This is a genomic window from Actinomadura fulvescens, from assembly GCF_039533225.1.
Classification (GTDB): Bacteria; Actinomycetota; Actinomycetes; order Streptosporangiales; family Streptosporangiaceae; genus Spirillospora; species Spirillospora fulvescens.
The window spans coordinates 161738-188612 of the sequence record NZ_BAAATD010000016.1; the positions used below are offsets into that span (position 1 = coordinate 161738).

Annotated in this window: 26 protein-coding genes and 1 rRNA gene; 8 read left to right on the forward strand and 19 right to left on the reverse strand. The window is 70.8% G+C overall.

What is annotated here, in order from left to right; all coding sequences use genetic code 11:
• Positions 1–3: 3 nt before the first annotated feature.
• The 4 genes from ABD333_RS40900 to ABD333_RS40915 form a co-directional block, all read right to left on the reverse strand.
• On the reverse strand, positions 4–984 hold the full coding sequence (locus ABD333_RS40900) for an AAA family ATPase (protein ID WP_344548009.1): 981 nt from the start codon (positions 982–984) through the stop codon (positions 4–6).
• Positions 981–2774, reverse strand: a complete 1794-nt coding sequence (locus tag ABD333_RS40905) for a VMAP-C domain-containing protein (protein ID WP_344548010.1) — start codon at positions 2772–2774, stop codon at positions 981–983. The genes ABD333_RS40900 and ABD333_RS40905 overlap by 4 nt, the downstream gene beginning before the upstream one ends.
• A 5-nt stretch (positions 2775–2779) precedes the next feature.
• Complete coding sequence (locus tag ABD333_RS40910) at positions 2780–3115, reverse strand: CU044_2847 family protein (RefSeq protein ID WP_344548011.1); 336 nt, start codon at positions 3113–3115, stop codon at positions 2780–2782.
• Positions 3116–3260: 145 nt separating this feature from the next.
• Positions 3261–3752 carry a hypothetical protein gene (locus ABD333_RS40915; RefSeq protein ID WP_344548012.1) on the reverse strand — a complete coding sequence of 164 codons (492 nt, stop codon included), beginning with the start codon at positions 3750–3752 and terminating at the stop codon, positions 3261–3263.
• A 153-nt stretch (positions 3753–3905) separates the two neighbouring features.
• Between ABD333_RS40915 and ABD333_RS40920 the strand changes: the two genes are divergently transcribed.
• Positions 3906–4586: a hypothetical protein gene (locus ABD333_RS40920; RefSeq protein ID WP_344548013.1), complete on the forward strand. Its 681-nt coding sequence runs from the start codon at positions 3906–3908 to the stop codon at positions 4584–4586.
• 45 nt (positions 4587–4631) lie between these two features.
• Positions 4632–6575 (forward strand): hypothetical protein, encoded by a 1944-nt coding sequence (locus tag ABD333_RS40925; RefSeq protein WP_344548014.1) that lies wholly within the window; start codon positions 4632–4634, stop codon positions 6573–6575.
• Between the two features lie 1318 nt (positions 6576–7893).
• On the opposite strand, the gene ABD333_RS40930 is transcribed toward ABD333_RS40925, so the two are convergent.
• Positions 7894–8598: a SecDF P1 head subdomain-containing protein gene (locus ABD333_RS40930; RefSeq protein ID WP_344548015.1), complete on the reverse strand. Its 705-nt coding sequence runs from the start codon at positions 8596–8598 to the stop codon at positions 7894–7896.
• 103 nt (positions 8599–8701) lie between these two features.
• Here ABD333_RS40930 and ABD333_RS40935 point away from each other — a divergent pair, with 103 nt between their 5' ends.
• Both ABD333_RS40935 and ABD333_RS40940 read left to right on the forward strand, forming a co-directional pair.
• Positions 8702–9211: a DinB family protein gene (locus tag ABD333_RS40935; RefSeq protein WP_344548016.1), complete on the forward strand. Its 510-nt coding sequence runs from the start codon at positions 8702–8704 to the stop codon at positions 9209–9211.
• A 72-nt stretch (positions 9212–9283) separates the two neighbouring features.
• The gene (locus ABD333_RS40940; protein ID WP_344548017.1) at positions 9284–9970 is read left to right on the forward strand and encodes a DedA family protein; all 687 of its coding nucleotides are present in this window, start codon (positions 9284–9286) and stop codon (positions 9968–9970) included.
• On the opposite strand, the gene ABD333_RS40945 is transcribed toward ABD333_RS40940, so the two are convergent.
• Complete coding sequence (locus tag ABD333_RS40945; RefSeq protein ID WP_344548018.1) at positions 9967–10887, reverse strand: NADP-dependent oxidoreductase; 921 nt, start codon at positions 10885–10887, stop codon at positions 9967–9969. The genes ABD333_RS40940 and ABD333_RS40945 overlap by 4 nt on opposite strands.
• 168 nt (positions 10888–11055) lie before the next feature.
• On the opposite strand from ABD333_RS40945, the gene ABD333_RS40950 reads away from it, so the two are divergent.
• Positions 11056–12744, forward strand: coding sequence for a sulfatase-like hydrolase/transferase (locus ABD333_RS40950; RefSeq protein WP_344548019.1), 1689 nt, complete (start codon positions 11056–11058; stop codon positions 12742–12744).
• An 11-nt stretch (positions 12745–12755) separates the two neighbouring features.
• Here the strand turns inward: ABD333_RS40950 and ABD333_RS40955 are convergent, their stop codons facing one another.
• The 5 genes from ABD333_RS40955 to ABD333_RS40975 all read right to left on the reverse strand — a co-directional run bounded on the left by ABD333_RS40955 (position 12756) and on the right by ABD333_RS40975 (position 18929).
• Positions 12756–14648 carry a bifunctional copper resistance protein CopD/cytochrome c oxidase assembly protein gene (locus ABD333_RS40955; protein ID WP_344548041.1) on the reverse strand — a complete coding sequence of 631 codons (1893 nt, stop codon included), beginning with the start codon at positions 14646–14648 and terminating at the stop codon, positions 12756–12758.
• Positions 14649–14790: 142 nt separating this feature from the next.
• A complete protein-coding gene (locus ABD333_RS40960) occupies positions 14791–15168 on the reverse strand; it encodes a bleomycin resistance protein (protein WP_344548020.1) in 378 nt (125 codons plus the stop codon).
• Positions 15169–15178: 10 nt separating this feature from the next.
• Positions 15179–16711: a phytoene desaturase family protein gene (locus ABD333_RS40965; RefSeq protein WP_344548021.1), complete on the reverse strand. Its 1533-nt coding sequence runs from the start codon at positions 16709–16711 to the stop codon at positions 15179–15181.
• Between the two features lie 48 nt (positions 16712–16759).
• Entirely contained in the window at positions 16760–17734 is a 975-nt protein-coding gene (locus ABD333_RS40970) for an alpha/beta hydrolase (RefSeq protein ID WP_344548022.1), read from the reverse strand.
• Positions 17735–17894: 160 nt separating this feature from the next.
• Entirely contained in the window at positions 17895–18929 is a 1035-nt protein-coding gene (locus ABD333_RS40975) for an alpha/beta hydrolase (RefSeq protein WP_344548023.1), read from the reverse strand.
• Positions 18930–19131: 202 nt separating this feature from the next.
• Here ABD333_RS40975 and ABD333_RS40980 point away from each other — a divergent pair, with 202 nt between their 5' ends.
• Positions 19132–19938, forward strand: a complete 807-nt coding sequence (locus ABD333_RS40980; protein WP_344548024.1) for a thioesterase family protein — start codon at positions 19132–19134, stop codon at positions 19936–19938.
• Positions 19939–19996: 58 nt separating this feature from the next.
• On the opposite strand, the gene ABD333_RS40985 is transcribed toward ABD333_RS40980, so the two are convergent.
• Complete coding sequence (locus ABD333_RS40985) at positions 19997–20851, reverse strand: TetR/AcrR family transcriptional regulator (protein WP_344548025.1); 855 nt, start codon at positions 20849–20851, stop codon at positions 19997–19999.
• 194 nt (positions 20852–21045) lie between these two features.
• Positions 21046–21594 carry a ferritin-like domain-containing protein gene (locus ABD333_RS40990; RefSeq protein ID WP_344548026.1) on the reverse strand — a complete coding sequence of 183 codons (549 nt, stop codon included), beginning with the start codon at positions 21592–21594 and terminating at the stop codon, positions 21046–21048.
• Between the two features lie 180 nt (positions 21595–21774).
• Here ABD333_RS40990 and ABD333_RS40995 point away from each other — a divergent pair, with 180 nt between their 5' ends.
• Positions 21775–22689 carry a crotonase/enoyl-CoA hydratase family protein gene (locus ABD333_RS40995; protein ID WP_344548027.1) on the forward strand — a complete coding sequence of 305 codons (915 nt, stop codon included), beginning with the start codon at positions 21775–21777 and terminating at the stop codon, positions 22687–22689.
• On the opposite strand, the gene ABD333_RS41000 is transcribed toward ABD333_RS40995, so the two are convergent.
• From ABD333_RS41000 to ABD333_RS41025, 6 genes are all read right to left on the reverse strand, one after another.
• The gene (locus ABD333_RS41000; RefSeq protein ID WP_344548028.1) at positions 22690–23127 is read right to left on the reverse strand and encodes a DUF2752 domain-containing protein; all 438 of its coding nucleotides are present in this window, start codon (positions 23125–23127) and stop codon (positions 22690–22692) included. It abuts the gene before it with no gap.
• A gap of 21 nt (positions 23128–23148) precedes the next feature.
• A complete protein-coding gene (locus tag ABD333_RS41005; RefSeq protein WP_344548029.1) occupies positions 23149–23442 on the reverse strand; it encodes a CD225/dispanin family protein in 294 nt (97 codons plus the stop codon).
• 109 nt (positions 23443–23551) lie between these two features.
• Positions 23552–23914, reverse strand: coding sequence for a 5-carboxymethyl-2-hydroxymuconate Delta-isomerase (locus tag ABD333_RS41010; protein ID WP_344548030.1), 363 nt, complete (start codon positions 23912–23914; stop codon positions 23552–23554).
• Between the two features lie 13 nt (positions 23915–23927).
• Positions 23928–24311, reverse strand: a complete 384-nt coding sequence (locus ABD333_RS41015; RefSeq protein ID WP_344548031.1) for a winged helix-turn-helix transcriptional regulator — start codon at positions 24309–24311, stop codon at positions 23928–23930.
• A gap of 83 nt (positions 24312–24394) precedes the next feature.
• On the reverse strand, positions 24395–25402 hold the full coding sequence (locus ABD333_RS41020; protein ID WP_344548032.1) for an MBL fold metallo-hydrolase: 1008 nt from the start codon (positions 25400–25402) through the stop codon (positions 24395–24397).
• A gap of 114 nt (positions 25403–25516) precedes the next feature.
• Positions 25517–26122: a helix-turn-helix domain-containing protein gene (locus ABD333_RS41025; protein ID WP_344548033.1), complete on the reverse strand. Its 606-nt coding sequence runs from the start codon at positions 26120–26122 to the stop codon at positions 25517–25519.
• Between the two features lie 637 nt (positions 26123–26759).
• Between ABD333_RS41025 and ABD333_RS41030 the strand changes: the two genes are divergently transcribed.
• Positions 26760–26875 (forward strand): 16S ribosomal RNA (locus ABD333_RS41030); the annotation flags it as partial.

Below are 26875 nucleotides of genomic sequence, written 5' to 3' on the forward strand. Positions count from 1 at the left end.
GGCTCAGTCCGTGACGCTGCCTAGAGGTTCCATCAGTTTCCCGGCCAGAGCGTCCATACCGTCGTCCGGTCTCTCCGTCGCCTTGAACCTGAGGAAGATGGCGTTGAGCAACTGGTCGATCGCCAGCTCACCCGAACGCTGCCGTTCCACGAAGGTGTCGATGAGGTCGCCCGCCTGCCGCTCCATGTCGAGGCCGAGCCGCGCGCGAACGATCTGCCGCAACCGGTCACGGCCGGGCGCCGCGATGGTCAGCTGCAGGCACCGGCGCAGGAACGCGGCAGGGAAGTCGCGTTCCTGGTTGCTGGTGAGCACGACGACCGGGAACGCGTGACAGCGGACCACTCCTCCCTCCACCGGGACCCGGTGCGTGCCCTCGGCGGTCGTCACCTCCACGCGCGGCTGCTCGGCCGCCATGCGCCGCAGTTCGGGAATCGTGAACTCGCCCTCCTCGAAGATGTGCAGCAGGTCGTTGGGCAGGTCGATGTCGCTCTTGTCGATCTCGTCGACGAGCAGGACACGGGGACGCCGGCGCGGCAGCAGCGCCGTGCCCAGCGGCCCCAGCGTCAGGTAGCGGCCGATGTCGGAGCGGGCCTGCTGTTCGTGCAGGTTGACGTCGTGCAGACGGCCGATGGCGTCGTAGGTGTACAGCCCTTCCTTGAGCGTGGACCGGCTGGTGATCGGCCAGCGCAGCATGGGGCCCAGTCCGAGCTCGCGGGCGATCGCCAGCGCCAGCGTCGACTTGCCGACGCCCGGCGAGCCGGTTACCAGGAGCGGCCTGCGCAGGTAGAGGGCCGCGTTGACCACGTCGAGCGTCTCCTCGTCGGGAACGAACGCCCGGGCACGCCTCTCGTCCTGCCGGCGCCACGGCAGCTCCGGCTCGTCGATCGGCGTTCCGTCGAAGCTGCGCCAGTCGACCGGCGGGGGCAGGCGGTCGAACCCGTCGTGCGGCTCGGCCGTGCCCCGGAAGATCCTCCATTGAGTCACCAGCTACCTCCTGTGGGGGCGACGAGCGCGACGGCGTCGGGGTCCGGGCGGGTGGGGTCGTCCCACAGCAGCGTCAGGTCGCGTCCGCAATGGTCGGAGTCGGAGCCCGGCCTGCGGGCCTCCAAACGCAGGTCCCGGACCACCCAGGGCAGGCGTTCCAGCGGTTGCCGTCCGAGCCGTTCGGCGATCCGGCTCTTGAAGAGCTCGGCCGAGCAGGCGCCGTCGGCCCCGCACCGCCCCTGCGGCTCGGCCAGGCCAGCGCCGTTGTCCGCGATGTGCCGGGGACAGGGACGTCGGCGCCACACGGCCGCGGGCATCCCTGCGTCGCAGACGGCCTCCAGCGCGCGGCCGCCCGGCCCGTCGACCGGCTGGAAGCCCATCATCACCAGCGTCGCGGCGTCGGCGGCCTGGAAATCGGCGTAGAAGTCGGCGAAGGAGTGGGGGGCGTGGCAGTCGACCCAGCGAGGCACCGGGTCGGACGAGCGGGATCGCTTCCAGCGCCGCAGCTGATGGGCCGCCGCGCCGGCGACGCGGTCGCGGGTACGGACGACGACGGGGAACTGCATCCCCAGGGGGATCTCCGGCTTGTCGACGTAGAACTCGTCGACGGCGTCGCCGCCGTCGCCCATCATCCGCCGCGGCAGGACGAACTCCACCAGCACGTCCTCGATGTCGCTCAGGCGGGTGAGGAAGCGGCGCAGCACGGTGCGCAGGGTCTCGCGCGCCTCCTCGGCGTCCATGGCCGACTCGTGGCAGAACTCGCTGGTCGGCGCGGGGTCGTCGTCGACATGGGACCAGACCGACAGCAGCAGCTTGCGGGCGTCCATGCCGGCCGCCGTCAGGTGGATCTCGACCCGGGCCCGGCGTTCCTCGTCCTGCGCGAACGCGCCCTCGGCGGCCAGGCCCTCCAGCACGTCGATGGGGTGGGAGCCGTCGGGGAGCGGCAGCGCGTCCGCCGCCTCCAGGATCAGGCCCATCGGGTCGCTCAGCGGCGGGTCGGGAGGCAGCCGCCCGGGGAAGAGCCCGCGGTGGAGGCGGTGCAGGGCGGCGGGGTCGCCCGGCAGGAGCTCCAGCAGCCGGCGGACCCGGGCCGCGGTGAGCTGCGGTGCCTCGAACGCGGGTGCGGCGATCGCCTGCCACCGGGCGGCGGCCGACGCCTGACCGGAGTCCCAGATCTCGGGAAGGTGGTCGCGGACGGCCGTCACCGGCGTGGCGAAGCCGCCTTCCGGCGAGCCCGGATTGCGTGACGCGGTGAGCACCCCGCACACGGCGCCACGCGCCGGATCGAGGATCGGCCCGCCCGACATCCCCGGCTCCAGCTCGCGGTCGGCGAGCGACAACGACCATTGGCCGCGACGACCGAACGGCGCGTCATAGGAGATCCAGGCGCGGGCGAGCTCCGGCTCCTCGGTGTAGGACTTGTTGAACGCCGCCGTGTAAAGCACGCTCCGGTCAGGAGGCAGGTCGTCGCCCAGATGGACGTACGGATGCCCGTCCGGAAGACCGTCGACCCGGATCAGCGCGAGATCGGGAAAGCCCCAGCGGCTCCCGCCCTGGTGCGTGTCGGGCACGGCGCGCACCAAAGAGCCCGGATAGCTGCCGCCCAGCCATTCGACGTCGACGCGGGAGACGACGGCCTTACCGCCGCCGGCATCGTCCTGCAGCACATGCGCGCAGGTCAGGACGAGCCCCGGCGCGACCAGGAAGCCGCTGCCGCCACGGGCGTGACACTCGCACACCCACACCACGCAGTCGTCGAGCAGCCGCGCCATCTCCGTGTGGTCGGCCATGAGGTCTACGCCCCGTCGGCCCGGACCTGCCCGGCGCCGCCGTTCCACTCCAGCCGGACCCGCAGCGTGGCCTTGCCTTCGCCGTCCACGAGCATGCACATCAGCTTGGAGTTCTTGACCGCGAGCTCCAGGCCGAACTCGACCTCGGCGACATCGGGCTGGACGGCCTGCACCGCCTGGTGAACGTCGGCGGCGATCCCGCGCAGGGCGGAGCTGACCGCGGAGAACGACAGCGTCTCCTTGAGGCCGATGTTGGTCCCCCGGGGCCCGACCCGCTCGGCCCGTACGGCGATGACACCACCGTCCGGCAGCTCCAGCTCAACGATCTCGGTTTCCGCCACGTTCGCCCCTTTCGCGCTCACCCGTTCCGCCCCGTGGAGGGCGCACCGTTTGGTCCCCCGCACAGCTTCGTGCGTCCCTCGTGCGAGCACAAGGGAAGCAGCGAACGGGTAGCCGGGGATGGCCGTGGCCGGACGAGAACACGGGTCAGTCCATGACGACCGCTGACGTGAACGCCGATGGCGGCTTGTGCTCACGACGGTGTCGCCAGGGCTGCTCGGTGACTTTTGGGGGCCGCTGCGTCAGGACCTCCGTCTTCGCGTGGCCCGCCCGCGCCTGAGGCGCGGTGCCGCGGTCGGCGACGTGGGCCGAGGTGATGGTGAGCTCGTAGTGAGCCCACACCATGGCGGCGTTGGGCAGGCGGCGGGCCGTGGCGTGGATGAGATGGACGCCGGTGGGAGCGGTGACGATCAGCAGCGTGGGGGCGTCGTGGTCCAGGTTGACCGCGGTGGGGTCGGAGGGCCAGACGGCCACCCGCAGGCGCCGGTCGTCGATCACGCGCAACTCGCCCCAGTCGGGTACGCAGACCTCGGGCCGTGCGTGCTCTGGGCGGGTCATCATGACGATGGGGTGTTGACGTGCCTGGGCACTGGTGATGGCCTTGACGGCGGTGGACAGCGGCTCGGGCGAGGTTGTCATCGGCATCCGCCTTACGTCGTCGAGCACGTGAACGTATGTTCGATACTATCCGACACCCACGACAAATCCGCAGCCTTGCTGCACCCTGGTGGGAACGCTTGGAGTAGAAGGGCAAGGCAGAGTGTGAACAGCCACGGTCATCTCGTCCACCGGGTGTTGCTCGCCGTTGACATCCAGGCGTACAGCAGGCTGAACACGCGCGAGCAGTTGCTCGCGCAGAGGTGGCTGAGCGCGGTCCTCGACACGGCCGCCGCGCATGTCGGCCTCGACCGCACTCGCTGGGACAAGCAGGTGGGCGGGGACGGCGAGCTGGACATCCTCCCAGAAGGCACTGATTCCGCCCCGGTCGCCGGAGAGTTCGTCATCGCGCTGGCAGCTGCGCTGAAGGCCATCAACGCGACCGGCGACGACACGGCCCCGCCGCTCCGGGTGCGGTTGGCGCTGCACCACGGCACGTTGACGGCGGGCCCCTTCGGACCGGCCGGGGACGCACCGATCGTCGTTCAGCGCCTGCTGGACGCGGTGCCCCTGCGCAGGTTGCTGGCGGAGGATCCGAGCCGTGACCTGGCCTACGTCGTGTCGGACACGCTCTTCGAAGACGTGGTGCAGACCGGATTCTGCGGGCTGCCACCTGCGGACTTTCGGTCGTTCAAGGTCACGGCCAAGGGCGTCGCCTTCCGCGGCCATCTCTTCACAGGCTCCGCTCCGCCTGAAGGACGCATAAGCGAACTGCCTACCCGAGTACAGGTCAGTAACGCTACCGACCAGACACCTCCGGTCCGTCCGTACGGCGCCGAAGCGGGTTCCTCTCATGACTTTGGATCCACCAGATGAGCACGGCGACGGTGCGAGAGCACCGCACGTAGGCGGCGCGCCCGCATGACGGTTGCGGGCATCGGATCGGACGGACTGCAGGCACCGGAGGACGGCGTGGGCGAGGCGCGGAAGGGACTCTTGGCCTTCCAAGAGGCCTTGCGCAGCCTGGAAGCGCAGGCCGTGGCCGCGCGCAAGGCCGCGGGGTCGCCCTGCTCGCGCCGTGAGGCCGCGCGGGAGGCGTGCCGGCTGGGGGTGCGGCTGGACGACCGCCGCATCGGCGACTGGCTGCGGCGTGAGGACGGGCGTGCGCCACGCGACGCGGACCAGGTGTGGGCCTTGGTGCAGGTGTGGCGCGCGTGGGCGGGGCTGACCTCCGGCCCCGGCGAACGCCGACAGTGGAACGACCTGGTGGAGGCGGCGCGGCCACCGCGCGGCGACGGCGCGGCCGGCGGGATCGGCCTTCCGCTTCGCGCGTGGTCGGATCCGCTGGTCCTGGAAGTGCATCCCGCGATCGAGAGCCCGGACGGCGCGCTCCCCGTCCTGCCCGCCTACGTTCCGCGCCGGCACGACGCGGTGCTGGAACGGGTGGTCCGCGGCGCGCCGGACGCGAGCGCGATGGCCGTCCTCGTCGGGGAGGCGGCGACCGGGAAGTCCCGGGCGTGCTGGGAGGCCCTGCGTATGCTGCCCGCGGGCTGGCGGCTGTGGCACCCGATCGCCCCGAGCCGCCCGCTGGCGGCGTTCAACGGCATCCCGCTCGTCGGACCCCGCACGGTGGTGTGGCTGAACGACATCCAGTACTACCTGCTGACCCCGGGCAAGGAACTGGGCGAACAGGTGGCCGCCGAACTGCGCGCCCTGCTTCGCGACCCGGAACGCGGACCGGTGCTCGTCCTCGGGACGATCTGGCCGCGCTACTGGGCGACGCTCACCGGATACGCCTCGCCGCACGAGGATCCGCACGCCCAGGCACGGGTGCTGCTCACCGGCACCGACATCGCGATCCCGACGACCTTCGCGCCGCCGGAGCTCGACCGGGCGCGTTCGGTCGCCGCGGATGACGCGAGGCTGCTGGAGGCGGTCGACCACGCAGAGTCGGGGCACCTGACGCAGTACCTGGCCGGTGGTCCGGCGCTGCAGACCATCTACCGCACCGCGTCACCGGCGTCGCGGGCGCTCATGGACGCTGCCATTGACGCCCGGCGGCTGGGGCACGGCCAGCTGCTTCCCCGGCGGCTCCTGCTCGACGCCGCACCCGGCTACATGACGCCGCCGCAGCGGGAGATGCTGGAGGAGGGCTGGCAGGAGGAGGCATTCGCCTACGTCACCGATCACCGTCCCTGCCGTGGTGCGCGCGCGCCGCTCACCCCTGTGCGTTCCGTTCCAGGCAAGGAGGACGGCGCGGAGCCGTGTTACAGGCTTGCCGACTATCTGGAGCAGGCCGGACAAGCGCTACGCCGCACGTTCGCCGTGCCTAAGGAGCTGTGGGACGCGCTCCTCGTACACGCGCGAAGCTCCGACCTGATCCGCTTGGGCAGGCAGGCCCAGGAACGTGGGCTGTATGGATACGCACTGCGTTTCTACAACGGCGCGTTCGCGGCGGACCCTGGGGCCACCGACGCGGTGTTGTGGCGGGCGAGCTGCACCAGGCCGCGGAACGGGTCGACCTGGCGTTGCACTGCTACCGGCATGCAGCGGAGGGAGGCGACCTCTACGCCTGGACGAAAGCGGCCGAGATGCTGCGGGCGGCGGGACGGATCGAGGAAGCGTCCTCGTGGTTCGGGAGCGCCGCCGCCAACGGAGCCCTCGACGCGACGATCCAGGCCGCCGACATGCTCTGGGAGCACGGGCTGCGGGACAAGGCCATGGAGAGCCTGCGCCGCGCCGCGAGCATGGGAGTCACCGAGGCGTTGGCGCGCCTGGGAGAGATCTCGCTGGACGAGGAGGACGTCGACTCGGCCATCCAGCATTTTCAGGCGGCCGCCGAAGCAGGCGACACGTTCTCTTTGACCCAGGCGGTCGCACTCCTGCGCGTCAACGGCGGCACCGAGACAACGATCGACTGGCTCCAGGACCGGCGGCCCTGCGGCGACGCCCAGGCGACGGCGGCGATCGCGGAACTGCGGTGGTCGTCCGGCGCTCACCGCGAAGCGATCGACCTCGTTCTCCCGCTGTGCGCGGACAACCCGGCCCTGATGCGGACCGCGGCCAAATGGCTGGCTACGGCGGGCCGTCTGGACGAGGCGATCGAGCTCTATGGCCGCGCCGCCACGCACGGCGACGACGAGCCCGGCAAGCCCGGCGAGCCCGGCGGCTTGCGGAACGAGGAGGAAGCCCTGCGAGCCGCCGCCCTGCGCGAGGCGGCCCTGCTGCGGGAGGCCGCCCTGCTGCTTCATGACGTCTCGCGTACCGGCGAGGCGATCGACTGGCTGCTGGCCCGCGCCGATGGCGGGAATCTGGCGGCTCTGGAGCAGGCCGTGCTGCTGTCGCTGCGAGCCCGGCGCACGGACGAGATGCTCGCCTGGCTGCGTCCCCGCGCCGGCGGCGGCGACGCCGAGGCGCTGCGGCAGCTCGCCCGCGTCCTGGACGGCATCGGTGAGACGGCCGAGGCGATCCAGGTCTACAAGGACTTCCATGGAGAGCTGGGCCATACCGGGCTGCGGCACTACGCCGAGCTGCTCCAGCGAGCGGGCCATGTCGACCGGGCGTTCGCCTGTTACCGCTCCGCGGCGGAGCAGGGTGACCTCCAGGCCCTGGGCCGGGGCGCGGAGCTCCTCCGCGACGCGGGCCGGACGAAGGAGGCGATCGCCTGGCTCCGTTCCCGTGTCGCGGCCGGAGGCGGGGCGGCGGCCCTGCGATGGGCCATCGATCTGATGCTGGAAGCCGACCGGGCGGACGAGGCCGTCGACTGGCTGCGGTCGCGTGTGGAGGACGGTGACATCGACGCCCTGGGCTGGACGGCGAACCTGCTGCGTGACACCGGCCGCTCCGATGAGGCGCTCACCTACTACCTGAGAGCGGCCGAGGCGGGCATGGCGACCCTGGACTCCGACGACGTCGACTCGGGCGCCCTGGCCCTGACGGCCGCCCTCCTGCGAGACCTCGGCCGCCACGATGACGCCACCCGGATCGTCCGGTACGGGGTCGAACCGGGCGGACGCATCACGGACGCCGACCCCGGCACCGTCAAGCAACCGCCCGCGTTGTCCGACGCCGAATCTCCGACGCCGCGCGCGGCGGTCGGGGCCCGGCATGCGGCGTTCAAAGGCCCTCAGGGGGAGGGGCCCACGGTTGGGACGGCCGTCTGAGTCCTTCCGGAGCGTCCGACTCAGTCCGGCTTGCCCGTCAGCCGCCGCACCAGGTCCCGCGTGTAGTCCCGGGTGAACGTCGCGGCCGGGCCGGAGATCATGATTTCGCCACCGGTGATCGGACCGCTGTTGACCGACGGCGCGGACACGATCCGCCCGTCCACCACCATCGCGATCTGGGCGCCCGGCGAGTTCGGATCGCGCTGGTGGCTCTGGTAGGCCTGCCTGCTGAGCTCGGCGAACTTGGGCGCGTCGGCCGCCGTGAGCCTGATCGTCACCGTCCACGAGGACTGGCCCCGCTCCGGCTCGGGCGGGTTCGTGCGGATGGCGTTCACCTCGCTGACGTCCATCATCGTCGGGGCCAGCCGATAGCAGGTGCCCTGGGTGTCGGTCTGGGTTGCGGGCCGGCACGGCGGAGGGGCGGACTCGGCGACCAGCTGAAGACGCAACGGCTTCTGGAGCCGCCCCGCTCCGGTTCCGCCGTCACCCTCGTCATCCTGGAGCGTGATGAAGGCCACGACCAGCACGGCGACGAGGACGACCACCAGCCCTGCGGCCACCCCGATGATCAGCCACGTCCGGCGGCGCGGAGGCGGCCCCTGGCCCGGCGGCGGCCCCTGGCCTGGCGGCGGCCCCTGGCCTGGCGGCGGTCCGTGGCCTGGCGGCGGTCCGTGGCCTGGCGGCGGCCCGAAGCCCGGCGGTCCCTCGGAGTACGGCTGACCCATCAAACCTCCCGATCCGGTCCCGACCCCCGCAAGTCTCCAGGCTCGTCCACCTCCCGGCCACCCCACCGGACCGGAGGGATCGAGCGGTTCTATCGTTGCAGTCATGGTCATGCGTCCGTCGGTGGAACCCGATGTCTTCCACGCCACACTCCGCGATCAGTTCGAGACGTTCCTCGACGAGCATCGATCCGCGCTGCACGACAGCCTGAACGGGCTGACCGAGGAGCAGGCGCGCCGTTCGCTGGTCACGTCGAAGACGACGCTGCTGGGCCTGGTCAAGCACGGCACGTTCGTGGAGAAGGTGTGGTTCGACGAGGCGGTCACGGGCCGGTCCCGCACCGAGATCGGCATTCCGGGCTCGCCCGACGAGTCGTTCGATCTCGACGAAGGAGACACGATCGCCTCTGTCCAGCGCGACCACCGGCAGGCGTGCGCGGCGTCCCGCCGCGCGACGGCGCGGCTCACGCTCGACGACGTCCTGCGGGGCAACCGCCGGGGCCCTCTGCCGCTGCGTTGGGTGTACCTCCACATGCTGCGCGAACTGGCCCAGCATTGCGGACACGCCGACATCCTCCGCGAACAACTCCTCGGTGACGCCACGCGACGCGGCTGACCCGAGCCTTGCGGGGTTTTCGTGGCGTTCTGCCGGGAAGATCGGTGATCTGCGAGATCACAGGGAGCCGGGTTGAACATCACCATGGAGGTCGCCTCGGCTGAGCCCTCCGGCGGGGTCGCCGGATGGGTCACCGGCCTGATGGAGAAGCTGGGAGCGCCCGGGGCGGGCCTGGCGATCGCCCTGGAGAACCTGTTCCCGCCCCTGCCCAGCGAGGGCATCCTGCCGCTGGCCGGCTTCACCGCCGCGCAGGGTGACATGAGCCTGGTCGCGGCCATCGTCTGGACGACGATCGGATCGGTGGTGGGCGCGCTCGCCCTGTACGGGATAGGCACCGCGGTCGGGCGGGAACGGATGCGCCGCCTCATCGACCGGCTGCCACTGGTGAACGTGGCGGACCTGGAGAAGTCGGAGGCCTGGTTCGCCAAGCACGGCGCCAAAGCGGTGTTCTTCGGGCGCATGGTGCCGGTCTTCCGCAGCCTGATCTCGGTTCCGGCGGGCGTGCAGCGCATGAGCCTGCGGACATTCACGCTGCTCACGGCGGCGGGCAGTGCCCTGTGGAACACCGGCTTCGTCCTGGCGGGCTACTCCCTCGGCGACAACTGGCGTTCGGTCGAAGGCTACGCGGGCGCCTATTCGAAGGTCATCATGGCCGTCGCCGTGCTGGCGGTCGTGGCGTTCGTGGTCGTGCGCATGGTGGGAGCGCGAAGGGCACGGGCCGTCCACCGGCACGAGGCCGGGACACGGACACGAAGTTAAGGAACGATCACGAGCTTGCCACGGGTGTGGCCGGCCCTGCTGGCGTCGAAGGCCTCTCCGGCCTTCTCCAGCGGGAAGGTCTCGGCGACCTCCACCGTGAGCGCCCCGCGGGCGGCGAGAGCGGCCAGTTCGGCGAGCTTGGCGCCGTCGGGGCGGACCCAGATCCAGTGGCCGCCGTGCTCCTCCACGCTGTTGTCGGTGACCGACACGTGCCGCCCGTTCCCGGCGAGCACGGCCAGCGTCGTGTCGAGCTGGCCTCCGACGAAGTCGGCGACGGCCGTCACGCCGTCCGGGGCCGCGTCCCGGATCCGGTCGAGCTCGCCCTCCCCGTAGGCGACCGGCTCCGCGCCGAGCTGCCGCAGGTAGTCGTGGTTGCGCTCGGAGGCGGTGCCGATGACCCGGGCTCCCCGCTCGCGGCCGATCTGTACCGCGAAGCTGCCCACGCCCCCGGACGCCCCGTACACGAGCAGGACGTCGCCCGGTCCCACCTCAAGCCGGTCCAGGCAGCGCTGCGCGGTCATGCCCGCCAGCGGGAGCCCGCCGGCCTGGTGCCAGTCGAGCGCGGCGGGCTTGCGGGCGACCGACGCGGCCGCCACCGCGACGTACTCGGCGAACGTGCCCGCGTGCACGACGTCCTTGCGGGCATAGGCCATGACCTCGTCGCCGGGAGCGAACTCCGGGGTGTCAGGACCGAGCGCCCGCACGACCCCCGCGACGTCCCAGCCCGGGATGACCGGGAACACCGCGTCCATCATCGCGTCGAGGCCACCGGTCATGATCTTCCAGTCCACCGGGTTGACCCCGGCGGCCCGTACCTCGATGAGCACCTGGCTGGGCCCGAGCTTGGGTTCGGCGACGTCGCCGGCCTTCAGGCGGGAGTTGTCGTTGGCATATGAGTCGTAAGTGACAGCACGCATGATGACCACGATAAGTCGCCCTGTCGTGACGTTCTGCATGGGGTCCTGCTTGCCGGCCCGGGGTCCGCGTTCGGCTGGGCGGCGCGGCGTTGAACCCTGTGAGGGGACCTGACCGTATTCACCAGCGTCGCTCACGCGTCTCGGTCGCCCGGGCCGAGCGGACACCCCGTGGAGAACGCCCTGACCACCCAGCTCAAGCCCGTCGAGGAATCCGCCGCCGCCGACTCCGGCGATGACGGCGCACCCGCGGGCCGCCGTCGCCTCCGCACCGCCGTCAGCCGGGCGCTCACCGCCCTCGCCGGCGTGCTCGTGCTGTTCATCCTGCTCACGCCCGTCACGATCAGGCACATCACGCCGGGCGCGTTCGCCCGCGTCCCGGTGGAGGCGGTCGTGGGTGCCGGCCTGCTGCTCGTCCTGCCGGGACGGGCGCGGAAGCCGGTCGCGACGCTGGCCGGGCTGGCGCTGGGACTGCTGATCATCCTCAAGGTCCTGGACCTGGCGTTCCACGAGACGCTGGCCCGCCCGTTCGACCCCGTGCTCGACTGGACGTTCGTCAGCGCGGGCATGGAGTTCACCACGAGCACGCTCGGCAGGGCGGGCGCGATCGCCGTGCTCATCGTGATCATCGTGTCGGTCGCCGCCGTCCTCGGCCTCACGACGTGGTCGGTGCTGCGGCTGACCCGGACGCTGATCCGGCACCGGCGCGCGACGGCCGCCTCGGTCGCCGTGTCCGCGACCGCCTGGATCGCCTGCGCCGCGCTCGGCACGCAGCTCGTCCCGGGCGTGCCGGTCGCCGGTATGGGAGCGACCAAACTGGTGCTGAAGCGTGTTCCCAAGGTGCGTGCCAGCCTCCTGGACGACAGTACGTTCGCCAAGGCCATCCGGGTCGACGCCTTCCGTACCACTCCGAACGACCGGCTCCTGCGGGGGCTGCGCGGCAAGGACGTCGTGCTCACGTTCGTCGAGAGCTATGGCCGGACCGTGGCCGGGACGCCAGAGGTCCGCGCGCTGGCGGACGCCGGCACGCGCCGCCTCCGTGCGGCCGGGTTCGCGAGCCGCAGCGCGTTTCTCACCTCGCCCACGGCGGGCGGAGGGAGCTGGCTGGCCCATGCCACTCTGCTGTCGGGCCTGTGGGTCGACAACCAGCAGCGCTATCGGAAGCTGGTGTCGAGCGACCGCCTGACCCTCAATCGTGCGTTCCAGCGCGCGGGCTGGCGAAGCGTCGCGGTCATGCCGGGCGTGGTGCGGGCGTGGCCCGAGGCCTCGTTCTTCGGCTACGACAAGGTCTACGCGTCCAGGAACCTCGGGTATCGCGGGCCCCGCTTCGGCTGGTCGCCCATGCCCGACCAGTACACCCTCGCCCAGTTCCAGAAGCTGGAGCACGGGCCGCCCGGGCGTGCCCCGGTGATGGCCGAGATGCCGCTGCTCTCCAGCCACGCGCCCTGGGCGCCCATCCCGAGGATGGTCGGATGGAACGAGGTCGGGGACGGCTCGGTCTACCACGCCGTCCACGCGGCGGGCGAGAAGCAGCAGGACGTGTGGAAGGACCCGGACCGGGTCCGCGCCGAATACCGGCGTTCCATCGAGTACTCCCTCGAAAGCCTCATCTCGTACGTGGAGAGGTACGGCGACGACAAGCTGGTCCTGATCTTCCTCGGCGATCACCAGCCCGCGCCGATCGCGACGGGCGGCGCCGCGACCCGGGACGTGCCGATCACCATCGTCAGCCGCGACCCGAAGGTGCTGGGCCGCGTCGCCGCCCTGAACTGGCAGGAAGGCCTCCTGCCGGGCGCGGGAGCGCCGGTCTGGCCCATGAGCTCCTTCCGCGACCGCTTCCTGACCGCGTTCGCGAGGTAGCCGGCGCCCGGCTACCTCGTCCGCCGGGCCAGGCGCCGTTGGCACACCAGAGCCAGCAGGGTGGCGAACCATCCGATGCTCCAGGCGAGCACGCCTCCGGTTCGCTGGTCTTGGAGCGGTGAAGCGCCCCAGGTGCGGCCGAGGCCCGAGAACCAGCTTCCGGCCAGGACTTCGCCGGAGGACATGAACGCGATGCCGAAGAACGCGTGGCACGCCAAGAGCGACAGCGACCAACGGGTCAAGGCCTTCGAGCGGCGACTCGAAGAGACGCCCATCGCCGCCCAGTAGCACAGGCCGCTGGCTACGAAACAGGCCATGGTCAGCGAGTGAACGGCGTGGTTGCGCAACGACGCTTCGAACAACGGCGAGAAGTAGAAGCCGTAGAGACTGACGACCAGGAGCGCGGAAGCCGTCAGGGGATGGGTGAACAGGCGCGCGGCGCGGCTTTCCACCAACGCGACGATCAGCTCTCGCGGCGTACGGCCGGCGGGCGCGGGGTCGCTCCGCAGGGCGCGCAGCGCGAGCGTGACGGGCGCGCCGAGCAGCAGGAGGATCGGTGCGACCATGCTCAGCGCCAGGTGCTGAACGATGTGCGAGCTGAACAGGACCATGCTGTAGCGGGCCGCCCCACCGCAGGTCACGGCGAACAGCACGACGAGCCCGGCGAACCACGCCGCCGTCCGGGGAAGTGGCCAGCGAATGCCGCGGCGCCGCAGCCGGATCACCCCGGCGGCGTACAGCGCTCCTCCGGTGACGACGATCGTCACGAAGAGCGGGTCGATCCACCAGTCCAGCACGTACGAACGGACGCTTCCGGGGCCGGGGAGCGCGAAGCCGAGCCGCAACTCGACCGGATCGAGCGTGCCCTGCGGCACCTCCGGCGGAGGGGTACGGGACAGGCCGGTGGCCAGGGCCATGGTCGCGGCCATGACGAGGATCTCTACCGCGGCGATCCTGAGGAAGACGCGCGTGCGCCGTCCGGTACGCAGGGCGGGGACGCTCGAACGCCGGTGCCACCATCCCAGGGCGCCCAGGCCGACGAGCGCCGCTGTCTTGGCCACGATGAGCACGGCGTACCGGGAGTCCAAGTTGATGCCGCCCAGCCGTACCCACGCGTTGACCAGCCCGCTGGCGCCGACGGCCGCGAAGCAGGCCAGTGCCAGGTGGCTGTATCGCGGCACCACGTCCGGCAGTTCGTCACGCGCGGGCCGCGCCATCGCGACCAGCACCAGCAGGCCGCCCACCCACAGGGCGGCGCCGGCCATGTGCGCCGCGAGGCTGAACACGGCGAGGGCATGGCTGCCGGAGCCCGCGGCGTGCCCGGTGAACACCGGAGGCAGGAGCCCCGCCAGGGTGAGGACGAGGAGGTAGCAGGCGCCGCCCGGCGTACGGGTCAGGTGCGCGGCGACGGACGTGACGGCGGCGACGGCCGTGACCGCGAGCAGCGCCCGTCCCTGGGGCAGTTCGAGGAGGAACGTCCGCAGCATGTTCCCCGAGATCCCGGTCGTGACCGGCACGCCGAACAGGTCCGAGACCGAGAACGCGATCATCGCGAGGGTGGACACCGCCCAGGCGACGGCGCTGAGCGACGCCGCGCGCAGGCATCGCCGCCCCAGCACAGACAGGGCGCCGTCCCGGCCGGGCAGGAACACCGCGGTCATCAGCAGCCAGCCCACCGTGACCGTACCGGCCACGTTCGTCGCGAGCTTGGCGAGAGAGAGCCCGCCCTTGGTGAACGCCCCGGCCTCGGTGAGCTCCGGCACCGCCGCCGCGCTGAACGCGCCGCCGAACCGGATGACCAGCGCCAGGACCACCAGCGCGACCGCGGCCACGCCGAGCCACAACGTTCGCGGGTCGACCGGCGCCGCAGGCCGCGGGTCGACCCGGCCCAGCCGATTCCACATGAACACCACCGGGGCCTCCTCCTGGCGACTGTCGTCCGGGCATGGCGAAACGCCCGGTGATACCAGGTACGGACCCCGCCGGCGGTTCGTTCAACAGGCGGCGCCGCCGCCGGCCGTCAGCTTCCGTTGGTGACCGGAATGACTAGGACGTCGATCGGCTTCCGACGCGAAGCAGGTTGCCGCTGCGGTCGACGAGGGCGAACTCCCGCATTCCGTAGTCGGTGTCGGCGGGAGGCACCAGGCGGCTGCCCGTGGCCGGGTCGCTCGGCACGCCGATCTCGGCCCAGGCGCGATGGAGGGCGTCTACGTCCCTCACGTGCAGGTAGCAGCTGGCGGCCGTGGACAACGGATCCACATCCGGGTCATGCCAGAAATGCAGTTCCACGGTTCCGCGGCTCAGGATGACGTAGCCGTGTTTCTCCGGCGGAGCACCCTCTGATGTGAAGCCCAGACGACCGTAGAAGTCGAGCGTCTCGTTGAGATCCCGGCTCGGCAAGATGGGAACCGCGTAGTCGTCCATTCGCCCGACCCTAGCCGTCGAGTACGGCTCGGGCGGCGTTGTGTCCCGGGATGCCGCTGACGCCGCCCCCGCGTCGCGCGCCCGCGCCGCACAGCAGCACCCGCGGATGGGCCGTCTCGACTCCCCACCGCCCGGTCTCGGCCGGAGCCTCGGCGTACGGCCAGGACAGGTCGCGATGGAAGATGTGGCCGCCCGGCAGCCCGGCGTCGTTCTCCAGATCGACGGGCGTCTTCACCTCAAGGCAGGGCGCGCCGTCCGGCGTGCGCAGCAGGCAGTCCTCGATGGGCTCGGCGAGGACGGTGTCGAACGAGTCGAGCGTGGCGCGCAGGGCCTCGTCGCGCGCCCGTTCCGGATCTCCGGTCCTGAACAGCCGGGCGGGCATGTACAGGCCGAAGAGCGTGAGCGTGTGCGCCCCGGCCGACCGCAGCTCCGGGCCGAGGATCGACGGATCGGTGAGCGAGTGGCAGTACACCTCGGCCGGCGGCAGGGCGGGAACGCGGCCTGCGGCGGCTTCGGCGTAGGCGGTCGCGAGCTGCGCCCGTCCCTCGTTGATGTGGAAGGTGCCGCCGAACGCCTCGTCGGGCCGAACGGAGGTGTCGTGGAGGCGCGGGAGGCGGGACAGCACCATGTTGATCTTCAGCTGCGAGCCCTCCGGCGTCGCCGGCGCCGGGGACTCGCCCATGAGGCGCGCCAGGACGGCCGGAGGCACGTTGGCCAGGACCCGCTTCGCGTTGACGGCGTGCTCCGCGCCGTTCTCGTCCCGGAACGTCACTTCGCCGGACGGGTCGATCGCCACGACCTCCATGCCGGTGCGCAGCTCGGCTCCGGCGGCGCGGGCGGTGTCGGCCAGGCCCGCCGTCAGCGCGCCCATACCGCCGACCGGCACGTTCCAGTCGCCGGTCCCGTCGCCGACGACGTGGTAGAGCAGGCAGCGGTTGGCGAGCAGCCCCGGATCGGCCGGATCGGCGAACGTGCCGATCAGCGCGTCGGTGAGCACGACCCCGCGGACGCGGTCGTCGGCGAACCGTTCGTCCACGACCTCGCCGATCGGCCGGTCGAACAGGTCGCGCCAGGCCTCCTCGTCGTCCACCAGCCGCCGCAGCCCCGCACGGTCGCGCAGCGGCTCCAGCAGGGTCGGCGCCACGCGCCGGGCGGCGTGGCCGGTCAGCTCATAGAACCGCTGCCACGCCTCGAAATCCTTGGCGCCGCCGGTCACTCCGGCGAACGACGCGGCCGTGCGCCCGGGATCGCCGTTGTCGACCAGCAGCCCGCCGTCGGCAAGCGGGGTGTACGAGGCGAACCGGCGGCGGCGCAGCTCGACGCGCAGGCCGAGGTCGCGCACGATCCGAGACGGCAGCAGGCTGACGAGGTAGGAGTACCGCGACAGCCGCGCGTCCACGCCGGGGAACACCCGCTCCGACACGGCCAGGCCGCCGAGGTGGTCCAGGCGTTCCAGGACCAGGACCCGGCGGCCCGCACGGGCCAGGTACGCGGCGGCCACGAGCCCGTTGTGGCCACCGCCGACGATCACAGCGTCATACATACCGTCAAAAGCGTACACAGCCCGTCATCTCGGGCAAGCTGCCGGTCGTCACCGGTGCAGCGCCTCCATGAGCGAGGGGTAGGCGAGGTGCAACTCCCGCTGCCAGTAGGGCCAGTCGTGCTGGCCGTCGTAGAAGCGCGTCGTCACAGGGATGCCCAGGCTACGGAGCCGTTCGCTGAACGCCTGGGCGTGGTCGTGGGTCGCGGACTCCACCGGATCGGTGAAGATCGACCCGCCGAGCGGTCCGCGCCGCCCGTTGCCGCTGGTCACCCGCAACTCGACACCGCTGAGCCGGCCGGCGAGGTCGTAGGGGTTGTGCGCGTGCCAGATCGCGGCCTGGTCGTCCGGGTCGCCCCAGACGCGCCGCCAGTCGGTGCCGGGACAGGCGAACGCCGGACCCCAGCCGGTGGAGTCGTCGCCCGGCCGGTGGCCGTACAGCGTATGCAGGTACCCGCTGAACGAGGCCGCCGCCCTGAACGAGCCGGGGAACCGCGCCGCGTACAGCATCGTGCCGAGCCCGCCCATCGAGTTGCCGGCGATCACGCGGGCCGTGCCCGCCCGGTAGCCGCGTTCAAGGATCGGCCGGACCTCCTTCATATGGAAGGTCTCCCAGGCGGGCGGGCCGCCTTGCCCGTGGTTCCACCAGTCGGAGTAGTTGCCGCAACGGCCGCCGTTCGGCATGACGACCAGCACGTCGGACGTGGCGGTGAGCCGCTCGACGTCGGTGTCGCGCGTCCAGGCGGTGTAGCCGTCGACGCCGCCGTGCATCAGCCAGAGCGTCGGCCAGGTGCGCGAGGCGGTGCGCGACCAGCCGGGCGGCAGAAGCAGCCGCACTTTCTCACGGCCGCCCATCGCGGGCGACTCGATGGTCAGGTCGAGTGTGCGCGGAGCGACCATTGTCTCGGCGACGACGGACGCTCCGGGAGTTGCCATCACCGAGTCGGGGGCACCGATGGTGTGGCCGAGGAAAATGAGCAGGATGAACGCCCCCACCAGCGAGGTGGGGGTGATGCGTCGACCCAATGCGGGGGCCTTTCGGGAACGGCGGAGGGTTACCCCGGATATTCCCGTCGTCGCATTGCGTCAGTGCTCGCTTATCCAATTATCAAATACATTTGCGCACGCCATGATCGGCATCCCGGCGATTAAGCGGCCCCGAAGGACCTAGGCGGCGCCGAAGGATCTAGGCGGCGCCGAGGGACTTCATCAGCGTCGGCCAGATGAACTTGGCCTCGCGGATCCACGCAGGCCAGTTGTGCCGCCCGTCGCCGTAGACGTGGGCGGTGTAGGGCACGCCGACCGTGTCGAGCCGCTTGCGGAAGTCGATGTTGTTCGCGCCTACCGCGATCTCGCTCAGCAGGCCGATGTCCCAGGGCGCGACGTTCGGGTCGCCTGGGCCGGGCTTGCCCGTCGTACCGGACGAGAAGAAAATCCCGGTGCCCTTCAGTTTTGCGGCCAGCGCGAACGGGTCGTACGAGGCCCAGTTGGCGTCGTCGGCGTACGGGATGCCCCAGATGGCGAACGGGTCCTGCCCGTTGCCCGCGTTCGTGAACATCAGCATCGCGGGAATGCCGGGCGAACGCATCGACAGGATGCCGCTGAGCGAGGCCACGTACTTGAACAGTCCGGGGTGGCGCGCCGCGTAGCTGACCGCTCCCTGCCCGCCCGAGGAGTTGCCGATCGCCGCTCGCGTGCCGCCGCCGCGGTAATTGCGCTCGATGAGCTGGCGGACCTCCTGCGTGTGGAACGTCTCCCACTTGGGAGAGCCGCCCTTGCCGTAGTTGTACCAGTTGGCGTACGAGCCGTTGGACGCCTCGGGCATGACCACGATGACGTCGTAGGCGGCGGCCCAGGACTCGATGTCGGTGTTCTTGGTCCAGGACGTGTAGTTGTCCTGGCCGCCGTGGTAGGCGTACAGCACGGGCCAGGTGCGCGCGGCGTCCTGCCGCCAGCCCGCCGGGACGAGGACGCGCGCGTTCACCGACCGGGCGAGCGCGGGCGACTGGATGGTGATGTCGAACTCACGGGCGGCGATCTTGGTCGTCTTGGTGATCCGCGCGCCGTCCGCCGCGGCCCGGGGCCGCGGTGCGGCCTGCGCCGCGCCGGTGCTGACGACGCCGGCGCCCAGGACGGTCGCGGCGATCGTGCCCGTGGCGAGGGAGCGGCGCCAGCGCGCGGACGAACGGCGGTACGACCGGGAACGGTCCAGGGCTGTCATCTGTCACCTCGCAACGGTGCGCAGCCCGTGCGACCGCGCGGCTGACAGGTGAGTCTGCTCATGATGCGCACAACGTGACAATAGGGGCGAGTGACAATAACGGATCCGGCAACTGTCGAGAATTGAGTCTTCGGCCGTACCCGGGCGTATGCCCTACGCTGGCCTAGAACTTTGTTCTGGTGTGAGGTGAGGGAGGGCCGCGATGACGACCGGGGAGCCGCCCGCCGCCGCGTTCTTCGAGCCGCTCGGCGACGGCGGATTCGCCGCCACGCCCGCGACCGCCGGTCCGTGGTCGCCGGAGTTCCAGCACGCCGGTCCGGTGTCGGCGCTGCTCGGGCGCGCGTTCGAACGCCATGACCCCGGGGCCGGCGGCCGGATCGGACGGGTGACCGTCGAGATCCTCGGGCCGGTCCCGGTCGCCCCGCTGCGGGTCACGACGCGGACCGTGCGGCCCGGGAAGCGGGTCGCCCTCCTCGAAGGCGAGCTGACCCATGACGACCGGCCCGTCGCCCGCGCCACCGCGTGGCGGATCGCGGCGGCACCGGACGGGTTCGACCCGATCGACAACGCGCCGCAGCCACCGCCGCTGCCCGAGTCGTCCCCGGCGCCGTTCGCGGGCTGGGCGGGCGTCAACGCGGACGGCTACCTGTCCGCGATGGAGTGGCGGCTGGTGCGGGGCTCGTTCGCGCGGCCGGGGCCCGGCGAGGTCTGGGCGCGCGCGAAGATCCCGCTCGTCGCGGGCGAGCCCGACACGCCCCTGGTGCGCACGCTCGTCCTGGCCGACAGCGCGTCCGGCGTCGGCAGCGAGCTCGACTTCGCGAGATGGCTTGTCATCAACACCGACCTGACCCTCGCGCTGCACCGCGACCCTGTCGGCGAATGGCTCTTCATGAGCGCGCGGCTGCAGGCCTCGCCCGGCGGAAGCGCCCTGGCCGAATCGACGCTCGCCGACCCCTCCGGCCAGTGTGGCCGCGGCCTGCAGACCCTGCTGGTGGACACCCGCGCCTAAAGGCACGTACGCCAAGCCCGCCGGCCGTTGGCAACCGTCGGGCGGCAGCCGTCGGGCGTCAGGTGGCGGGGGCGTCCTCATAGCTGAGGAGGCGGGCGAGGTTGCCCAGCATCTTCACGTCGAGGAGGCCGGCGACGGAGCGGACGAGGATGCCGAACGGGCCGTCCGGCGGCTCGACGCTCGCCCACCAGGAGACGCGTTCGGCGATGGAGGGATCGCTGGGGGCCACGCCGATGAGCGTGATCCCCAGCTGCCGCGCGAGGAGGATCTCCAGCTCGGCGCGGGGGAGTGAACGGGTCCGCAGCCATTCGACCCCGGCCCACTCCACACCGGCGATCCACGAGCGGATGACCATCTCCAGTCCCGCGCTGGGCTCGATGACCCCGAGCGTGTCGCAGGTGATCCGCAGGATGTGGTCGCGGACGCGCTGGGCGGCGGCGCGCGCCGGTTCGGGGGCCTCACCGGAGCCCACCGCGAGCACGCCGCCCACGATGCCCTCGTACTCCTCGATGAAGTCGAAGTACACGTGCAGGCGGAGCATGAGGTTCCACGACGGGACGCTCTCGTCCACGTCGTTCAGCCGATCGATGACCTCGGCGCCCACCCGGTCGGCGACCGCCTCGTACAGCTCCTGCTTGCTGTCGAAGTAGCGGTAGAGGGAGGAGCGCGAGCTGCCGGCCGCCGCGGCGAGGTCGTCGATCGACACCTCGTACTCGGGCCGTTCGCGGAACACCTTGATGGCCGTGGTGACGATCTCTTGGCGGCGCCTGTCCGAGGGCAGCCGCCGGAACGGCGGTCGCTTGCGGGTGCCCGCCTTCCGCCCGCCGCGCGCGGAACGGCCGGGCGGGGTACCGCCGATCTCGCCGCCTACCGCCACGTCCGGTTTACCGCCGTCCAGATCCTGGTCGGACATCCCGCCACCTTAGCCGTGTGCGTCCGTTCTGGACGCATGCTCCAGGTGCGGAGGCGGGTCCGCAATGCCTGTCGGCCAGCGAAACGGTATTTGTCAAGCGCCTGATAAGGCCCGGGCCGTTTCGGCGCATCGGCGCTGATGTGGGGCCGCATGGTTGCCCTTACGGTCCCTTGCTGATCTGTGCACGGCCGGGCTCACGAGGCCGTGAGGTCCTTGGGCAGCCGCTCAAGGAGGCCGCGCAGGTCGTCCGCGTGATCCTCCTCGTCGGCCAGCAGGTCCTCGAACACCCGGCGGGTGGTGGGGTCGCCGTTGCCCAGCCACTGGATGATCTCGGTGTAGGAGGCGACCGCGACGCGTTCGGCGACCAGATCCTCCTTGATCATCTCGACCAGGTCGAGGCTGGCGTCGTAGTGGGTGTGCGAACGGCCGGCCAGGATCTCGGGGTTGAAGTCGGGTTCGCCGCCGAGCTGGGTGATGCGGTTCGCCAGCTTGTCGACGTGCTCGTACTCGTCGGCGGCGTGCTCCTGGAACTCGGCCACCACGCTCTCGGAGTAGATGCCGGTCGCGGTGTAGGCGTGCCGCTTGTAGCGCAGCACGCACACCAGTTCGGTGGCGAGGGCCTCGTTGCACACCTGGATGACCCGGTCGACGTCCGCGCCGTACGCCCCGGTCACCGGGCCCTTGTCGATCTCCGCACGGGCACGTTCGCGCAGCGCGGTCACGTCACTGAGAAACTCCGCCATTGGTCCGGGTCGTCCTCTCCGCTCGATGGCTTCTCGCGCGTTTCCTCCCCGTCTGTCGTCCACCTATCCCGCACGCACCCGAACTCATCGCGGTGACGTCGGCGCGCCACCGCACCGGCCGGTGTACGGACGCCGTGAGATCGTGAAGGGGACAGCCGCGACGGAGAGGAAGCCCCCGACATGACCGACCGCGTGACCGTATCCGTCGACGAGGGCGTGGCCGATGTACGGCTGAACCGCCCGGACAAGCTCAACGCCCTCGACGTGGCCACGTTCGAGGCGCTCGCCGAAGCCGGTGACCGGATCGCGGCCGACCCCTCCGTCCGCGCGGTCGTGCTGTCGGGCGAGGGCCGCTCGTTCTGCGCGGGTCTCGACTTCGCCAACTTCGCCGCGATGGCCGACGCGCCGTCCAGCGGCGATCACCCGGGCGGCGGCCAGCCGGGCGGCGGCCAGCCGGGCGGCGGCCAGCCGGATGGCGGCCAGCCGGATGGTGGCCAGCGGGGCGGCGAACGGTTCAGGCGGCTGCTGACCGACATCACCGAACGCGAGCCGGGCCGCATCACCAACCTCGGCCAGCAGGCGGCGCACACCTGGCGCGAACTGCCGCAACCCGTCATCGCGGCGGTCACCGGACACGCCCTCGGCGGCGGCCTCCAGATCGCGCTCGGCGCGGACCTCCGCATCGTCGCGCCCGACGCCACGCTGTCGGTGCTGGAGATCCGCTGGGGCCTGGTCCCCGACATGACCGGGACCGCGGCCCTCATCCGTCTCGTGGGCGAGGACGTCGCCAAGGAACTGACCTTCACGGGGCGCATGGTCTCGGGCGAGGAGGCCGTACGGCTCGGCCTCGCGACCCGTACCGCCGACGACCCCCGGCAGGCCGCCACCGACCTCGCCCGCGAGATCGCGGCCAACAGCCCGGACGCCGTCCGCGCCGCCAAGCGGCTCCTCAACCGCGCCGCCGACGACGACCTGGCCGGCCAGTACCTCGCCGAGTCGCGCGAGCTGGGCGCCCTGCGCGGCTCGCCCAACCAGGCCGAAGCCGTGCGCGCCTACTTCGAGAAACGGCCCGCGGCCTATTCCGACCCGGCCTGATCAGGCGGCGAGGAACGACCCGAACCCGAGGTTGCGCACCAGCCAGAACGACAGGACCACGGCGAGAAACGCCCAGATCAGCCGCGGATCGGCGAGCGTGGTCCGCGGCGGGCGGTTACGGGCGCGGGCGACGGTCCAGCGGATCCACAAGCCGGCCAGGACAGGGATCATGACGACGGTGAGGACGTTCAGCCCGAAGGCCGCGCCCAGATCGCCGTGCGCGAGAGCGTGGATCGTACGGAGCGAACCGCAGCCCGGACACTGGTAGCCCGTCAGCGCCAGGAACGGGCAGGTCGGATAGTGGCCGCTCTCGTTCGGATCGACGGCGGCCAGATACGAGACGGCGACGGCGGCGGCCAGCAGCACGCCGGCCGGCCTCGCCAGCCTGGACACCGGTCCGCCCCCCAGGGAGGAGGCGGACCGGCGCACGTACGACATGACTCGATTATCCCCTGACCGTCAGCTGTTGCTCGCGGCCGCCACCACGACGAGCAGATAGATGATGCCGCCGATCGCCCCCACGACGGCGGAGACGATGGCCCACGTCTTGGCGTTGTTGGACGCCTTCTGGGCGCCCGAGTAGTCGCCGGACTGCCACTTGGAGTTGACCTGCGCGGCGAAGACGATCGACACGACTCCCGCGGGGAGGCAGCAGAACAGGGTGGTGAGGATGGCCCACACGAGGTGGTTGGCGGGCGGGGGTCCCGACGGGGCGGACGGGTAGCCGCCGTAGCCGGGGGCGTCGTAACTCATCTGAAGTGAACCTCCGAAGCATGGGAGTGCGTCAGTGTTGTTGACGTTGCTCCGGGTGCATCGGTTCTCGTAACCCTCTGAACAGGCCGCCTGTGGCCACGTGAAGGCCTCATCTCACAACCTGTTTGTGGTAATCGGCGCCCGCGAGATCGCGGACCTCGACCGTCGCCTGAACGGTGTTGCCCGCGACCTCGCCGAGATGACGCACGAGGAGGTCGAGGGCGGTCTGGCCCAGTTTCTGCTTAAGGTCCCGGCTGCGCCCGGGCAGGATCGCGAGGTCGACGTGGACCATCAAGTCGGTCTCCGCTCCCGCCCCGATGACGACGTCGTCGAGGCGGTGGAAACGCGTCTTGAAACTACCCAGCGTGCTGTCGATCAGTGCGGACGCGTCGGCGTGCAGCGCGAGCGCGAACGCCCGGCGATCGAACATCCCGGCCAGCCGCGCCGAGTACTCGACAGTGATCTGCGGCATGGAAATCCCTTCGTCAGGCTTGGTCGGTGTCGTAGCGGAGGCGTGCCTCGTTGACCTCGTTGATGTGGAGCTCCGCCCAGTCACGTACGGCGGCGAGCGGTGCTTCGAGCGTGCGGCCCAGCTCTGTCAGCCCGTACTCGACCTTCGGAGGAACGGTCGGATGGACCGTGCGCGTCACCAGACCGTCGCGTTCGAGGCTGCGCAGGGTCTGGGTGAGCATCTTCTCGCTGATCCCCTCGATGGCTTGGCGGAGCTCGGCGTACCGCTTGGTGCCGGTGCTGAGGGCTCCCACGATGAGCGCCGTCCACTTGTCGGCGATCCGGTCCAGCGCCGCACGTGACGGGCAAGGGGCGCTGTAGACGTCCGCCGGCCTGCCGTCGGGCAACCAGGCCAGCACCTGACCTGGCGTACCAGGCCTGGGACGTCGAGTGCGAGGGGCGCGCATCTGCGGCACGGTAGCCGACCGTCTGAACGGGGCGTTCACCGGTCGGCCTGCTCTTGCGGGCGTGCGGCGGACTCGGCGGACGCGCGCCGTGGCCCGGGCGAGATCGGGGCGGCGGAGTCGCGGCGCGGCCGAGGCGAGATCGCGGAGGCCCAGGCACGGCGCGGCCGGGGCGGGAGCGCGCGGCCGAAGACGTGGTCCGCGAAATGACCCGCGGCCAGCATCGTTCCGGGCAGTTCCAGCTCCTTGAGGATCCATTCCCGAGTGGACGAGTTCTGCTCGGCGTCGAGGTCGAACCGGCATGACCAGTGGCTCTCGGAGACCTGGACCTGGCAGTGCATCACGTCGCCCAAGACGATCAGCCGCCGCTCGTCCCGGCCTGTCGGATCTGTGACGATCAGGCTGAGGTGCCCGGGGGTGTGACCCGGAGTCGCCAGGACCCGGACGCCGGGAGCGATCTCGTCGCCGTCGTTCACGAAGCCGAGATGCCCGCGGAGCGGCGCCTGTGCCGCGTGGGCGTCAGGTCCGGGGAAACCGGGATGGTCCTCCCAATGCCGCCACTCGTCCTCGCTGACCAGGTGCCGGGCGTTCCCGAACGTGAGCCCCGAGACGACGCGTCCCCTCGGATAGCCGGGAGCCGGCGCGACATCGCTCGCCCAGCCGACGTGGTCGTGGTGCAGATGCGTGAAGACGACGGTGTCGATGTCGTTGGGGGAGAGGCCCTCGGCGGCAAGACCGTCGAGAAGCGCACCTCCCTTGAAATCGGCCGCGCCGGGAAGCGTGTACTCCACGTCGCCCAGCCCAAGGTCCACGAGCATGGCGCTGTCGTCTTCGGTGCGTATGAGGAACGAGCCGATGCTGACCGGGAGCCGGCCTTCGTCGTCGAGGTATTCGGGATGCGTCGCCCATGCGTCGGCAAGCAGGGGATCATCGTTGACGCCGTAGTCGAAGTAGACGTCGGGATAAATCCAGCCGTGGCCGTCGGGTAGATAGGTGACGGTCGTGGTGCCGATGGCGATCTGGGCGCGGGACGCTGGTCGAGGCATCGTTTCTCTCCGGTGTGCGGGGCGAGGCGGGCCGCCTCACCGATGCGACCCACTTTCGGAGAGCCGCTCTCTGCCGGGAAGTACGCACTTGTAAGTGCGGTGGCCTGCGGACCCTCAGGCGTCGCCGGTGCCTGAGGATCGCTTCTTCGGTTGTGCGCGAACGTGGATGCGCTCGCCCTGGGGGCCGAAGAGGCTGAGGAGCTCGACAGGACCTTCGCCGGTGCTGCCGAACCAGTGCGGCAGGCGTGTGTCGAACTCGGCGACCTCGCCCGCGCGCATGACGATGTCGTGGTCGGCCAGAATGAGGCGCAGACGGCCCGACAACACGTACATCCATTCGTAGCCCTCGTGAACGCGCAGATCGGGCTCGGAGTGCTCGTTCGGGATCACCATCTTGAACGCCTGGACGCCGCCCGGTTGCCGGGTCAGCGGCACGACGGTCCGGCCGTTGGAGGTACGGGGCGTGAGGCGGATACGCGGATCGCCGACCTCGGGGGCGCCGACGAGCTCGTCCAGCGGCACCTGGTGGGCCTGCGCGATCGGGAGCAGCAACTCCAGGCTGGGCCGGCGCTGCCCCGACTCGAGTCGCGACAGTGTGCTCTTGGAGATGCCCGTCACCTCCGCGAGGGAGGTGAGCGTGACGCCGCGTTCGGTCCGGAGCCGCTTGAGCCGAGGTCCGACCTCGGCCAGGGCGCTGGCGATGGCTTGAGAGTTCTCCATGGGGTCATTCCACCTGGCGGTTCCCGGAAATGGCAACTCGGGTTGTCATCGCGGGCGCCGGGGGGTGCGGGGGACGATTTGACGTACGGCCGAGGAGCGCATAGATTCACCGCTTGTCCCTGGAAGGGGAGCGTGACGCCTGCGCGGCGGCCGTCCCACAGGGAAACCATCGAGTGACGATCATGAGGGTCTGGTTCTCCATGCCCTCCGTATCGCGGTGGGTCGGAATGGCTGATTTTGACAAGTCGGCTGGATCTGATGAAATAGCAACACCCCGCCCGGAAAGAGGCCGCGCAAGCGGAATCACGAACGGCGGAATCAGAAAAGACCGGAAATTGACAAGCCGGTCGGATCTGATAAAGTAAATGAGTCGCCTCCGAGCGGGAAACGCGAAAGCGGGACCCAACGGTGGGTGTCCGTTTCTTGAGAACTCAACAGCGTGTTAAAAGCCAGTGCCTTTATAGGCCAGCGCACTTTTGTGTGTCTGGTCTCCCCGTGGCCGCGGCCCTCGTTGGGGGTTGTGGTTGGGGATTTCTTTGAGGCAAAGCGGCCCTCTTTTTGGGGGGTTGCATTGCTGGGATTTGCTCTGAGGTTTGGCAGCTTCGGCTCTGTTTGGGGTTGGGGTTGTCGTGTGGCCTTGATGGAGAGTTTGATCCTGGCTCAGGACGAACGCTGGCGGCGTGCTTAACACATGCAAGTCGAGCGGAAAGGCCCCTTCGGGGGTACTCGAGCGGCGAACGGGTGAGTAACACG